The sequence below is a fragment of the Pseudomonadota bacterium genome, assembly GCA_013285445.1.
Classification (GTDB): Bacteria; Pseudomonadota; Gammaproteobacteria; order Xanthomonadales; family Wenzhouxiangellaceae; genus Wenzhouxiangella.
The window spans coordinates 2,245,760-2,259,081 of record CP053448.1; the positions used below are offsets into that span (position 1 = coordinate 2,245,760).

Below are 13,322 nucleotides of genomic sequence, written 5' to 3' on the forward strand. Positions count from 1 at the left end.
TCACTCAGTTCCCCACCTGCAGCATGTATTTGGCCACCTCCAGGCGCGTTTCGGGATCCAGGTAATCCTGCGGCGGCATTTCCGGGTAGTCGTCGCGCTTCTTGACCGGGTTGGCGATGTATTCGGCCAGGCCCTCCGGGTCGTCCATGTAGAGCGCCTGGATGATCTGCACGGGCGGGCCGATCATGCGGCCGGTATAGGTATGGCAGCCGGTGCAGATGCTCAGATAGGCGATCTTGCCTCTTTCCTCCAGCGAGATCTGGCGCGGCGGCACCGGCTCGTCGAGCAGGTAGGTGTCGACGTCCCGGGTGTTGGTGATCTCGCACTCGGCCCAGTCGTCGACGCCGACAGTCACGTACTGGTGACGATTGATGATGCAGCTGTCGCGGCTGGTGCCGACACGCACGATATCGGGCGCTCCGCGCTTGAGCTCGGTGAGCATCAGCGCCTTGACTTCGGTGATGGTGTCGTAGCCGTTGTTGGCCATCAGGTTATCGAGAATCATGACCCGGTCGGGGCTGGGATCGGATTCCGGGTCGATCGTGACGTTGGGCGCGTTGTCGTGGTCGGTGATGATGATGCCGGCAGTCTTGTTGTTCCTGATGATATTGCTTTCGATCACCACTTCGTCGGCGGCCATGACCAGTATGCCCGTGCCTGCTGGAATGCCAGCCACGGTCGATCCCGGCGCGCCAAAGTTCGGCGTATTGTTGTCGACGATGAAGTTGTTGCGGATGATGACATCGTAGGTCGTCTTGACCGGCAGTCCAGGCGTAATGAAGGCAAGAACGCCCCCGGTGTTGTTGTAGACATAGTTGTTCTCGACGATGGCATGACGGCTGTTTTCGATTTCGATGCCCGCGACCGAATCGAACACCTCATTGTGCGCGACATGCACGTTATCACTCATGCCCACATAGATCGCGGCATCCTCGATGCCCGAAATGACGTTGTGCTCGACAATGCCGTTCTTGCCCAGTTGGGGAAAAACACCGTAGACGCCGGTATCATCGATGATGTTGTTGCGGATCTCGAAGTTGTTGCCGGCCTGCCCCATGATGGCGTTGCCCTTGTAGCGCTTGATGAGCAGGTTCTCGACCACGAAGTTGTTGCCGGAATACAGAATGGCGTCATTGAGCTCGCCCCGCCCGTCCATGGTCGCGCGCTGGCCCTGTCGAATGACGCCGATGATGGAGATGCCGTCCTTGTCGACGTAGACCGTTTCGTGATAGGTGCCCGGCATCACCTGAATGGTGTCACCCGGGCTGGCCTGCTTGACGGCTTCCATGATCGATTCGCCATCGTTGACCACGTGGGTGATGCCTTCGGTCGCCGCGCCGTGCTCACTGCCGGCCGCGGCGAGATCGTCGTCACGTTCCCGGTCATAGCCGCCGGAATAGCTGGCGCCGGTGGATGTGCGGGTAATGACCAGGCTCTCTTCGCCCGGTCTTCCGAGATAGTATCCGGCGATAAATGCGGCCGCCACCAGGAGCAATGCAATCAGTTTGCCTGCCTTCATGTTCAGTTGTCCTCCAGGTTCCGGGGATGGTCATTGCCGGCGAATCCGGCCTTGGGGTTGAGACCGGACGGCACCGCCTCGGGAATGGGTGGCGTCAGGCTTTCGTCAGTCAGGGTGTCCAGAAACGCGACGATCAGGTCGATTTCGCGTTCGGTCAGGTCCGGCTCCCAGATATGCCAGTGCAGGTAGAGCTTTTCGCCTTCCGGTACGGCGTGACCTCGCCCGTCGTTGTAGAAGGACACCGCCTCGCGCAGCGTTTCGAAGTTGCCGCGATGCATGTACGGCGCTGAACGGGTGATATTGCGCAGCGTCGGCACCTTGAAACCACCGCGCAGCTTTTCTGCATCGAATGTGGCCTGCGCGCCGGGGTCGAGTGGTTCGCCCTGCGGTTCGGGTACGCCAATGACGGCAATCTGGTTGTTGGTAAATAGCGGCGGCTGGTGGCATTCCGCGCATCGGGCAACAAAGCTGCGAAACACGTTCAGCCCGGCAATTTCCTCTTCGTCAAGCGATTCGTGGTGCCCGTGGGCGTAGCGATCATAGCGGCTGTTGAGCGAGATCAGACTGGACTGGAACGCCACCAGCGCGGTCTTGACCTGGGCCAGCTCGATGCGCTCCGAACCCGGGAAGGCCTGCCCGAACAGCGCCGGATAATGCGCATTGGCGCCCAGGTCGGCGAGCAGCTGTGCCGGGGTCGTCCCCATCTCCTTGGGGTCGAACAGCGGACCCTCGGCCTGCTGTTCGAGCGTATCGGCGCGCGCGTCCCAGAAGAAGCGATCCAGGAAGGCAACGTTCCACAGCGACGGCGCCGAGCGCGGTAGCTGCCGACCCCCGATGCCGACACTCTGCGCTTTGCCGTCGCTGAAACCCAGATCCGGCTGATGGCAGGAGGCGCAGGACAGGCTGTTGTCGGCCGACAGCAGCGGATCGAAAAACAGCAGTCGACCCAGATCGATTTGCTGCGGGCTAAAGCCATCCCGATGAGGCGGCAGACTGGTCTGCGTGCCCCCGACCCCGCGTCCCTCGACCGAGTCGTAGAACTGGTAGCGGGTCACCAGATAGCAGCCATTGCCGCGCAGCTCGAAACTGGGCGGGCAATGACTCGCCAGGGAGAACGTCCGTTCCGCAGCGGCATCGCCCTGGCCATCGACCGCGACCAGCGCCAAAACCACCGCGACCGGCAGACCGGCCAGGCCAAGGAGTCGCTGCACGAGCCTGCTTGCCAGCATCAGCGCTGCTCGGTCAGGAAATAAAGGATGTCGCGCCACTCGTCTTCGCTGATCGTATCGGCCATCAACGACATCTGCCGACCGTACTTGTCATCCGGATGGGTGCCGCGGCGTCCGTTGCGGAAATTGCGCATCTGGCGGTCCAGGTACTGTGCCGACAGACCCTGAAGAGCAGGCGCCTGAAACGCTTCGTTGCCCTGCCCCTCGCTGCCGTGGCAGCTGCCGCAACGCGCCTGGTAGTAGCGATAACCATTTTTCATGTCGCCACGTCGGGTGCCCTGGGTCGAGGGTGGTTCCAGCTCGCTCAGGTAGTCGGCAAGCGCACGACGCTGCTCGTCGCCGAGCGTCGTGGCCATGGCGCGCATCTGCATACCAGGCGCGTCATCGGGATGACTGCCGCGGATGCCGCTGGCGAAATTCTCCAGCTGCCGGACCAGGTACCAGACTTTCTGTCCGGCCAGGGCCGGGGCCTTCAGGGCCCGGTTGCCCCCGGCGTCACTGCCGTGGCAGGTGGCGCACTGCGCCCACGCATCGGGCGCCGACAGCGCAATCTCGCTGCACAGGAGCAGGCTGGCCAGCGCCAGCAGCCGCCACAGAAACTGATGAAAACCGATCAAGGCCACTCCGATCCATTCGCTTTGCTGGATGAATTCGGATCAGCATAGGATCGTTCTCCGCCCCCGGCTTCCTTATTTCTGAAAAGAACTGATCGATTTTACAATCAGTCGGACATTGCGCCGCGATACTCGGTCGGCGTCATGCCGTGCGCCATCTTGAATGCCCGGTTGAAGGAACTGAGGCTGCGAAAACCGCTGTCGAGCGCCAGGGTCAGCACGGTCTCACCCTGGTGCTCGGGATCGCGCAGCCTGGTGGCCACTTCCTCGACCCGAAAATGGTTGAGAAAGTCATTGAAGTTGCGATAGCCGAGCTGCCCGTTGATCAGCTGGCGCAGCTTGTATTCACGAATGCCCAGGTGGCGCGCGAGCCGAGCGATGGTCATGCCCTCCTCGCGGTAGAGGTGATCGACAAGCATTGCATCGCGTATGGTCTGCAGCTCCGGCGTCAATGGCGCCGGGGGTCGCTCGAAGCCGGATGTCGGGCGCAGGCGCTGGGCGAGCAGTCCGTCCTGGCGCAGCGAGAACGTAAACCAGTAGACGCCCAGCATCAGGATAGACAGCGCTGCGTGCTTGATGGCGCCCAGCCAGATTGACTCGAGATTAAGCACCTGCTCGATGACGATGACGCTGAACAGATAGGCCGCGGTAACGCCGATGACGCCTCCGCGCGCATAGCGACGTTCCTGAACCAGATCGGAGTGCCAGTGCGCAACCACAACATACATGGCATGCGCAATCAGCACCAGTTCCAGCGCCATGGCGCCGTATACCACCACATCTCGCAGCGGCGGGATGCCGTGCAGATCGATTCCCGTCAGCACCGCAAGCAACGAGACCGTCAGTGGAATCACCAGGGTCAGCGACGCAACCCCGTACTGCCAGGGCCTCAGGTCGCTGTCATCAGCAAACACGCTCAGCGAGACCAGCCAGAACACGCCGGCCAGCGCGTTGCCGCCAATGTGGTTGACCCACCACAGGCCAGACAAGCGAGTGAACGGGCCAAACAGCGCGTCGGTCAGATAGGCACAGCCACACAGCAGCAACAGGCTGAACAGGCGAACCGAGCGGTTACTGCGCCAGGCCGGCGCCAGCAGCAGGCTGCACATCGCCATCTGCACGAACGCAGCGTGCGCAAAAAAAGACGATAGCGCCGTCATTGCCCCGGGAGATCGTCAGGAAATCCCTGAACAACGCGGCGCAGCGCGCACCTCGCCGGAGGTCGATGCACAATCTCCGGGCGTGTGCTGATTGGCGATCTCATGAGCAAGGCCTGGACGGTCGTTGGAACGCGCTTCAGAATACCACCGTCCGGCGGACGCGCCCAATGCCTTCCTCTCAGAAGCTGTATTTCAGATCGACTCCCACCTCACGTCCGCGGTTGATACGCCCAAACGGTGTTCCAAGGATCGCTGCTGTCCGTCCGCCGACCGACTCGACATAGCGATTGTCGAACAGGTTCTTCGCCCACAGCGCGAATTCCCAGGTCTGGCTTTCATTCGTCCAGGAAACCCGCATGTTCAGATCTTCCCGGTCGGTAAAGTAGTCGGGCAACGCCAGCTTGAAGTCTTCGAGGTTGGGCTGCTGGTCGTTTGTGTTCTCCACGAACACATAGTCCAGGTGAACATTGAGATTGCCATTCTGCACGGGGCGTGACCAGTTGAGAAGCAGGGTGTAGTTGGTATCGGCGTCGAATGACTTCGATTTCGCCGGCACCAGCTCGCCCAATGCGTCGTAGAAGGCGGGTGTATCAATGTCGGTTTCGCGAATCTCGGTTACGACACCCAACAGCAGCCGCTCACGGATATACCAGCGAAAGTCGACTTCAAATCCGGTGATTTCGCGGTTTTCGTTGATGATGGTCGGGACCGCCTGCGGGCTGCCCGGCGGTCTCGACTCGACGCTGATCTGGAAGTTGTCGAGCTCCGTTCGATAGGCGCTGATGTTGGCGACGACGCGGTCCCAGAGCCGGGCCTTGTAGCCAATCTCGAAATTGGTCGAGTCTTCCGGGGCAAATGCCTGCTGACCGGCGGACTGATCGATCGGTACCAGTGAGTCGAAGCCACCCGACTTGTAGCCGGTCGAATAGGAGGCGAACACCATCTGGTCGTCATCGATCTGAAAGCTTGTAACCAGGCGACCGGTGATCTTGTCCCAGTCGTCGCTGGCCGACAGATCAACCGTTGGGAACAGGACGTTGCCGACTCCCGGGCGAAGTTCAGTAAAGGTGGTTTCGGGAATGAGCCACGTGAAGTCCTTGCTGTCGCGCGAATAGCGCAGGCCGGCAATCAGGCTCCAGCGGTCGGTGATGGCGTAATCGACGTCGGCGTAAATGCCCCAATTGCTGAAATCGCCGGTGTTGAAGATGTTCTCCTGCCAGAACTGCCCGCTGAAGCTGGGTCCGAAGATCTCCGGAATGCCGAGCTGCGCGGCGACGATGTCATAGGTCAGATCTCCGGTGGCGTTGACGATATCGGCCGTCAGGGGCATGCCTGGCATGCCGATGGCGGCCATGATGGGATCAGCAAACCCCAGCGCGTTCAGCGCAGCCGCCCACTCACCGGCATTCCAGATGTGATCGAGCCCCAGCGCGCCCTGGGTCATGGCATTGAGCTGCTGGGTGGTCAATCGCGCCACGGTGTCGGCCGTGACATTGAGCTCGGTCTGCTGTGCCACGTCTTCTTCCGAGTAGGAAAACCCGGCCACGGCGTTGATGCGGTCGCCGGTGAAGTTGACCTGCAGCTCGGTGTAGAGAATGTCGGAGTCTTCATTGTTCGACGTGTCGAAATAGCGGGTGATTTCGGCGGTTCCGTCTTCATCTTCCCGGTTGATCGTTTCCCAGTCCCGATAGCCGAGCAGGTACTTGGCCGACCACCGGGAACTGAATTCGTGGTTGAGCTTGGCCGTAAAGCCGTACATGTCGCGTGATTCCACACCATGGCGAACGTCGTTCTCGGCGCGATCGGCAAAGGGGTCTCGTCCACCTTCATAGGCGAACTCACTGACGCCGACCGCCATCGGCGGCGCCTGTTCGAGATCATCCAGATCGTAGGAGATCTGCAGATCGGTCGCCGGCGAGATCAGCCACAGCATCGACAGCCGACCGGCGCTGTGGTCGCGTTCACCCAGATCCCAGATCCGGCTGTCGTTGTTCCATTCCGGTCGGGCCACGTTCTCGACGATGCCGTCCTGATCGTTGCTGAGAAAGTTGGCGCGCACGAACACGCTGTCGCCAAGCGGCAGGTTGACCATGCCCTCATAGCGCGCGAGATAATCGGTACCCCACATGCCCTTGATGAAGCCTTCGCGCCAGCTGCGCGGACGGTTGGGAACAATATTGACCACACCCATCGCGGCATTTCGCCCGAACAGCGTGCCCTGCGGCCCCTTGAGCACCTCGACCCGCTCCAGATCCGAAAACAGCACGTTTTGCGCGGCGCGCGGCATGTAAACGCCATCGTAGAACGTGGCCGAGGACGGGTCGCCGCCAACTGAAATGCTCGGGCTGGAAATGCCGCGCATCGAAATGCCGGCCTGGGTCATGGAGCTGTCGCTGAAGTTGAACCCGGGGATGAACTTGTCGATATCGCTGAGCAGGATCGACGAACTCTCCTCGATCAGCGCCGGACTCACGGTGCCGACGGTGACCGGAACGGAGATGACATCCTGTTCGCGTCGCTGGGCCGTGACCTCGATGGCCTCGAGCCGGAACTCGCCGGCCTCCTCGTCGGAGGCCTGCGACCCCGGCTCCTCGTCCTCTGCGTCCTGGGCAACCACCCCTGAGGCAAGGACCAGGCAGGCCATCGCGAAGGCCCCCGCCAGAACACTACGAAGATTAACGTACTTAAGACCGTTCCGCTTGCCGATTTGCATCTCTTCCTCCCTGAGCAGTTCTTGTTATACGAATCCGTCACTTATTATTTAACCGGCCTGTCCCTGTCTTACTGATAATGAAGGAAAGCTGACGGATTTCTGCATTTTGCACCAAACCGCCGCCGAGTCGGCTGGACACGGCCAGACCAGCCGAGCCGGAGCACCGGCACGCCCGGGCGTGCCGAGTTGCCAGAGAAACCTCTCGATAACCCGGCGCGGGCGCTTCATGCAGAATTATTGAGAAGTTGCCCAACGGCGCAGTGGTATCTTTAGCCGGTCGCCGCCCCGAATCGACGCAGTCACCGCCATGCCTCCTGCCCGCCGTCTGCTACTGCACATTGGCCACCCCAAAACCGGCACGACCAGCCTGCAGGAAACGCTTCAATGGTCGCACGAATGCCTGCTCGGTCAGTCGATCCTGCATCCGCAAACTGACGGTTCCGAGCCAGGCAACAACAAGGATCTGGCTCCACATTTTCTCGGACCCCCCGCCGCCGGATCGAGCAATCCGGGGCGGGATACGACCCGTGACCAGAACGATCCCACCCGAACCGCGCGGGCCTGGGATCGGTTTGTTTCGGAACTCCACGACAGGCGCCCGGATACGGTCGTGATCAGCAGCGAATATCTGTTCCGCGCGATCCGCCCGGCGCAGCGAGCGCACTTCTCGGCCACGCTTCGCTCGATCGCGACAGACCTCGAGATCATCGCGTATCTACGCAGCCCGGCGTCGTTCTACCTGTCGGCACTGAATCAGCGGCTCAAGTTCTATCGCCCCGTCAGAGTGCGCCAAGGCTGCTGGTTGCGCCCGGTCCTCGAGCCCATGATGCAGCTGCCGCCCGCCCGAGTGTCACTGAACCTGTACGATCGCTCGCTCATGACCGGCGGGGATACGGTGCAGGACTTCTTCGCCAGATACCTGCCGGATTTCGACACGGCTCGTCTCACCCGGGTCGAGAGGGAAAGAAACACCACAATTTCGACCGAAGCCATGGCCCTGCTCCAGGCAAGCCACTGCGGTGAGCTCGATCTGTCGCAAAACAAGCACCGGGCAGCCAGAGCGATCTGCGAAGCCGACAGAGGGATTCCCTACCCAACGCTGCCCGACTACTACCCGGAAGCCAGGCAGGCTGCAATCAACAGAGCGTCCGCCGACTTGCTCTGGCTGCGCGACGTGCACGACCTGACCTTCCCCGATATCGACTACGGCCGGATTAGGCCAGCGCCCGGTCACGATCCGATGTCGGGGCCGCCCCGAATCGAGGACATCTGCCCGATCGACCCCCAGCGAAAGGCCGAGCTGCTGGCCCTGGCGCGGCGCAACATCCGTGGTGTCCAGTGAGACGAGCGCTTCCCGCCCCGCCGTGCGCGGCAAGGTGCGGCTGGACTTGCCCCCGCGGTGAGTCGCTCATTTCGGCGGCAGTCTGGCGACCTCGACCAGCCTTGCCCGGCTGTGATGCCCGAGCGCCAGCACCAGCTCGGCGCACGACAGGGCGTCCTCAAGGGCACCGTGCCGGCTGCGCTGTACCAGCCCGAAGTGACGACTTGCCGCGGCCAGAGTGGCCTCGCCCCGCGCGGCGTGATCGGCGGGACGGGCCAGGTGGAGTCGCTTGCGAAACCACTGCAGGGTATCGATGAACGGGGTCGGCCAGGCCTGATCGACGTGGCGCCGACAGGCACGATCAAGAAAGGCCAGGTCGAGCGCAGCGTGGTGAAAGACGGCAATTCGTCCCCGGACAGCGGCCAGCAGCGCCCGTAGCCCGTGATCAAGGTCCGGCTGATCGCCCAGGTCGCAGTCGCGCAGACCATGAATGGTCGCGGAGTGTCCGACCGAAACACCGCTGCTCCGGGAAACCCGAATCTCGCGAGCCGACGACAGATCGATGGCGCCCTGGTCGATCGCCACCCAGCCAAGGCTGACAATCTCGTCGCTGCGGGCATCGAGCCCGGTCATCTCGAGGTCCACGGCAAGCAGGGGCGCATCGACGACCCGTTGACAGGGATCCGGCCACTGCCCGGGCCGACCGCGCGTCCGACGCCGCCAGAGCCAGTGGCGAACCGGATGGCGCAGTTGCCTGATCACAGCATGTAGTGCTGGGCCATCGCCCGCTGGGCCGACGTGACGATACTGAACGCTGACCTGAGGTAGCGGCGATGCAGGCTGGAAAGCTCGTCGGGATCGACCAGGTTGTCGGGCTGCTCGCCGCGTTCGAGCTGGCACACCTGGTGGCGGAGCCGAACCCCGCCGATAAAGCGCAGGGCGTGGATCAGGTCGTCCGCATCACCGGTAGTGAGCAGATCCGTCCGACCAGCATGGCGAATGCGTTCTTCTGTGTGTACGACCTCGATAGCGCCCTCCAGTGCGTGGACGCGCGCCAGATCGACGATGGGAATGACGCCGCGCTTTTTGAGGTTGAGTCCCTTGCTGCGCCCGCCGCCGCGTTCCTGGACGAACTGCCTGAACAGGCCCAGCGGTGGCCGGTGCGCCATGGATTCGGCCGCCAGGAAGCGGCGGAAAATGTCGCTTTCAGCAGCCTGTTCGAGCACGTCCCGGTGCAGGGAACGGGCCAGATGCATATCACCGCGCACCGGCCGCATGTCGAAAAAGATGCTGCAGTGCATCACCGACTTGGGCTCGGGCTCGCGTATCCAGCCATCGAAGCGCGATCGCCAGGCCTTGCGGGACATCCGCCACTCGCCCTGCGCCATGACGCCGCCGGGACAATACACGTAGCCGCAGGCGTCGAGGCCGGCGCAAACGAACTCGGCCAGCTTCCGGAAGTACGTATCCGCTGCCTCGTCAGGTTCGTCGGCCAGAAGCAGGCCGTTGTCCTGGTCGCCCGTCAGACCCTGCTCCAGCCGCGCCTGCGAGCCGAAGGCCAGCCAGGCCCAAGCCATGGGAGGCTCGCCCAGGCGCTCGGCGGCCAGTTCGATCAGCCGCCCGGTGCAGGCGTCGGTAATGCGGCCGGCCATGCGGCCGATCTCGCTGACCCCGGTACCGCCAGCCGACAGCCTCGCCAGCATGGCTGGACCCTTGCGCGCAAGCCCCACGATCGCGTCAAGCTCGTCGGCGCGGCCGATGTCGCGCACCAGCCTGAGCGGGTCGGGCGCCTGGACCTGGATCAGGTCACCCGCGCTGACTACGGCCACCAGGCTTCCCTGCGCGTTGACGACGGGAAGATGATGGATGCCCAGGCGCATCATCTCGACGACGGCTGTCGCGGGCGGGACGCTGTCGGGCACGGTCGCGGGATCGGGCGTCATGATGTCGCGGACCGGGGAATTGGTGGCCATCTCTCTGGCCAGCACGCGATTGCGCAGATCGCGGTCAGTGATGATGCCGGTGAGGCGGCCGTTGTCGAGCACGGGCAGGCAGCTGATCCGGTGCCTGGCCATTCTCCGCGCACACTCGCCGACGGTCTCGGCGGGATCGGCAGTGATGGCCGGGCGCAGCGACAGCATTGACAGCGTGTCCAGGGCGTCGGAACCACTTCCGCCGGCCAGCCGCGCGGCGGGGCGTTCGGCCAGAAAGCGTGCCACCGACGGTTCAGCGTCAATCAGCCGGTCGATGAGCGCCTGCTGCCACTCCCAAACGAGGCTGTCCTCGAGCGCCCGGGCCGAGTATCGCTCAACCGGCGGTTCGAAGGCGATCCGGTGGCCGAACAGCTCGCCTTCGTCACGGTGCTCGAGTGCCTCCCCGGTGTCGTCGACCAGCTCCACGGCGCCGGTACGCACGACAAACAGGCCGGATCGGCCAGGCGGATCGAAGCGGGCAATCTCTTCGCCGCGGCGCGCATAGCGGATACGCAGGGCGCGAGCGAGGCGCCCGATCTGCGCCGGCGACAGGTCGTCGAAGGGAATGACCCTGGCGAGAAACCCGGTGATGTCGTCGGGCAGCGTGCTCATCTGTTTATTATCCGCATCGTGGTGGCGAAAAAAAGGCCGGCATCGTGGCTGCCGGCCCGAAGGGGTCCTCCCCGGTGGGAAGGACCAGCGAGGGAGCCTTGAAGCTCAGTGCTCGTGTGCCGCCGCCGCACCGCGCGGCACGCGGATATCCTCGATCAGGTCGCGGATTTCGGCCGGCGGCGGCGCGGTGAGCCTGCTGACGACCGTGGCGACGATGATGTTGAGCAACATGCCGACCACGCCGATGCCTTCCGGCGAGATGCCGAACAGCCAGTTCTCCGGGACATTCGCGGCCAGGGGCGTGATGAAGATGCCCTTGAAGTAGAGAATGTAGCCGAAGGTGAAGAACAGACCCGTGAGCATGCCGGCGATGGCGCCCTCGCGATTGATGCGCGTGGAGAAGATGCCCATGATGATGGCCGGGAACAGCGACGCGGCCGCCAGCCCGAAGGCGAATGCCACCACCTGGGCCACGAAGCCGGGCGGGTTGTAGCCCAGGTAGCCGGCGATAACGATGGCGACCGCCGCGGCGATACGCCCGGTCAGCAGCTCGCCGCGCTCGCTCATATCAGGCGCGAAGATGCCCTTGACCAGGTCGTGCGAAACAGCCGCGGATATGACCAGCAGCAGCCCGGCCGCGGTCGACAGCGCGGCGGCGATACCACCGGCCGCGACCAGGGCGATGACCCAGTTGGGAAGATTGGCGATTTCCGGGTTGGCCAGCACCATGATGTCGCGATCGACGCTCAGTTCGTTGCCGTCCCAGCCGCGCATCTCGGCGACGGGCGAGAACTGCTCGTTGGCGTCGTTGTAGTACTGGATCCGGCCGTCACCATTCTTGTCCTCGAAGCCGAGCAGCCCGGTTTCTTCCCAGGTGTGGAACCAGTCGGGTCGCTCCTCGTAGGCCAGCGGCTGCGCTTCCTCGGTGGTACCGCCAGGCCAGATCGTCTCGATCAGGTTCAGGCGGGCCATGGCGCCCACGGCGGGGGCGGTGGTGTAGAGAATAGCGATGAACAGCAGGGCCCAGCCGGCCGAACGGCGTGCATCGGTCACCTTCGGCACGGTGAAGAAGCGCACGATCACGTGCGGCAGGCCGGCGGTGCCGACCATCAGCGCCAGGGTGATGCAAAAGACATCGATCGTCGCCTTGGAGCCGTCGGTATAGGCACTGAACCCCAGATCCTGGACGATGGTGTCGAGCCGCTCGAGTAGCCAGATCGATTCGCCTCCATTGACGCTCGATCCCAGACCAAGCTGGGGCAAGGGATTGCCGGTCAGCTGGATGGAGATGAATACCGCCGGCACCGTGTAGGCGAAGATCAGCACGCAGTACTGCGCCACCTGAGTGTAGGTGATGCCCTTCATGCCGCCGAGCACGGCGTAGATAAACACGATGCCCATGCCGACCAGCAGGCCGGTGACGATGTCGACCTCGAGAAAGCGCGAGAAGACGATGCCCACGCCGCGCATCTGCCCGGCCACATAGGTAAACGAGATGAAGATCAGGCAGATCACGGCCACAACCCGGGCAGATTTCGAGTAGTAGCGATCACCGATGAATTCGGGCACGGTGAACTTGCCATACTTGCGCAGATAGGGCGCGAGCAGCAAGGCGAGCAGCACGTAGCCGCCGGTCCATCCCATCAGGTAGACCGAACCGTCGTAGCCGAGAAAGGCAATCAGTCCGGCCATCGAGATGAACGAGGCGGCCGACATCCAGTCGGCGGCAGTGGCCATACCGTTGGCAACCGGATGGACACCCTTGCCGGCGACGTAGAAGTCGCCGGTCGAGTGTGCACGCGACCAAACGGCGATACCGATGTAGAGCGCGAACGTAGCGCCGACGACAAGATAGGTGATGGTTTGAAGGTCCATGTCGGCTCCTTATTCCTCGTGGAAGTCGTGTTCACGGTCCAGCTTGTTCATGCGCCAGGCATAGAAAAAGATCAGACCGAGAAAGGTATAGATCGACCCCTGCTGGGCAAACCAGAATCCGAGCGGGTAGCCGAACAACTGGAAGCGGTCGAGAAAGTCGACGAGCAGGATGCCGAAGCCGTAGGAGACGACGAACCAGATGACCAGGCAGATCGCCATGAGTCGCAGGTTGGCCTTCCAGTAGCGATCGCGCGTTGCTTGATCGGACATGGCGGGTATTCCCTCGTGGTTGGATTGAACCTGCCG

The 13,322-nt window shown here is 62.9% G+C and carries 10 protein-coding genes; 1 reads left to right on the forward strand and 9 read right to left on the reverse strand.

Translation table 11 applies throughout. From position 1 onward, the window contains the following. Nucleotides 1-4 precede the first annotated feature (4 nt). The 5 genes from HND55_10130 to HND55_10150 form a co-directional block, all read right to left on the reverse strand. Nucleotides 5-1,519: a cytochrome-c peroxidase gene (locus HND55_10130; protein ID QKK02967.1), complete on the reverse strand. Its 1,515-nt coding sequence runs from the start codon at nt 1,517-1,519 to the stop codon at nt 5-7. A gap of 2 nt (nt 1,520-1,521) precedes the next feature. Continuing rightward, on the reverse strand, nt 1,522-2,748 hold the full coding sequence (locus HND55_10135; protein ID QKK02968.1) for a c-type cytochrome: 1,227 nt from the start codon (nt 2,746-2,748) through the stop codon (nt 1,522-1,524). Further along, nucleotides 2,748-3,365 (reverse strand): c-type cytochrome, encoded by a 618-nt coding sequence (locus HND55_10140; GenBank protein ID QKK02969.1) that lies wholly within the window; start codon nt 3,363-3,365, stop codon nt 2,748-2,750. The genes HND55_10135 and HND55_10140 overlap by 1 nt, the downstream gene beginning before the upstream one ends. Before the next feature lie 104 nt (nt 3,366-3,469). Beyond that, nucleotides 3,470-4,471 carry a helix-turn-helix transcriptional regulator gene (locus tag HND55_10145; protein QKK02970.1) on the reverse strand — a complete coding sequence of 334 codons (1,002 nt, stop codon included), beginning with the start codon at nt 4,469-4,471 and terminating at the stop codon, nt 3,470-3,472. Nucleotides 4,472-4,700: 229 nt separating this feature from the next. After that, nucleotides 4,701-7,166, reverse strand: a complete 2,466-nt coding sequence (locus HND55_10150) for a TonB-dependent receptor (GenBank protein ID QKK02971.1) — start codon at nt 7,164-7,166, stop codon at nt 4,701-4,703. 376 nt (nt 7,167-7,542) lie between these two features. On the opposite strand from HND55_10150, the gene HND55_10155 reads away from it, so the two are divergent. Further along, complete coding sequence (locus HND55_10155) at nt 7,543-8,577, forward strand: hypothetical protein (protein ID QKK02972.1); 1,035 nt, start codon at nt 7,543-7,545, stop codon at nt 8,575-8,577. A gap of 66 nt (nt 8,578-8,643) precedes the next feature. On the opposite strand, the gene HND55_10160 is transcribed toward HND55_10155, so the two are convergent. From HND55_10160 to HND55_10175, 4 genes are all read right to left on the reverse strand, one after another. Further along, nucleotides 8,644-9,318 carry a 3'-5' exonuclease gene (locus HND55_10160; protein QKK02973.1) on the reverse strand — a complete coding sequence of 225 codons (675 nt, stop codon included), beginning with the start codon at nt 9,316-9,318 and terminating at the stop codon, nt 8,644-8,646. Next, the gene (locus tag HND55_10165; GenBank protein ID QKK02974.1) at nt 9,315-11,141 is read right to left on the reverse strand and encodes a CBS domain-containing protein; all 1,827 of its coding nucleotides are present in this window, start codon (nt 11,139-11,141) and stop codon (nt 9,315-9,317) included. The genes HND55_10160 and HND55_10165 overlap by 4 nt, the downstream gene beginning before the upstream one ends. A 105-nt stretch (nt 11,142-11,246) precedes the next feature. Next, nucleotides 11,247-13,016 (reverse strand): cation acetate symporter, encoded by a 1,770-nt coding sequence (locus tag HND55_10170; protein QKK02975.1) that lies wholly within the window; start codon nt 13,014-13,016, stop codon nt 11,247-11,249. 9 nt (nt 13,017-13,025) lie between these two features. Next, nucleotides 13,026-13,286, reverse strand: coding sequence for a DUF4212 domain-containing protein (locus HND55_10175; protein QKK02976.1), 261 nt, complete (start codon nt 13,284-13,286; stop codon nt 13,026-13,028). Nucleotides 13,287-13,322: the final 36 nt, after the last annotated feature.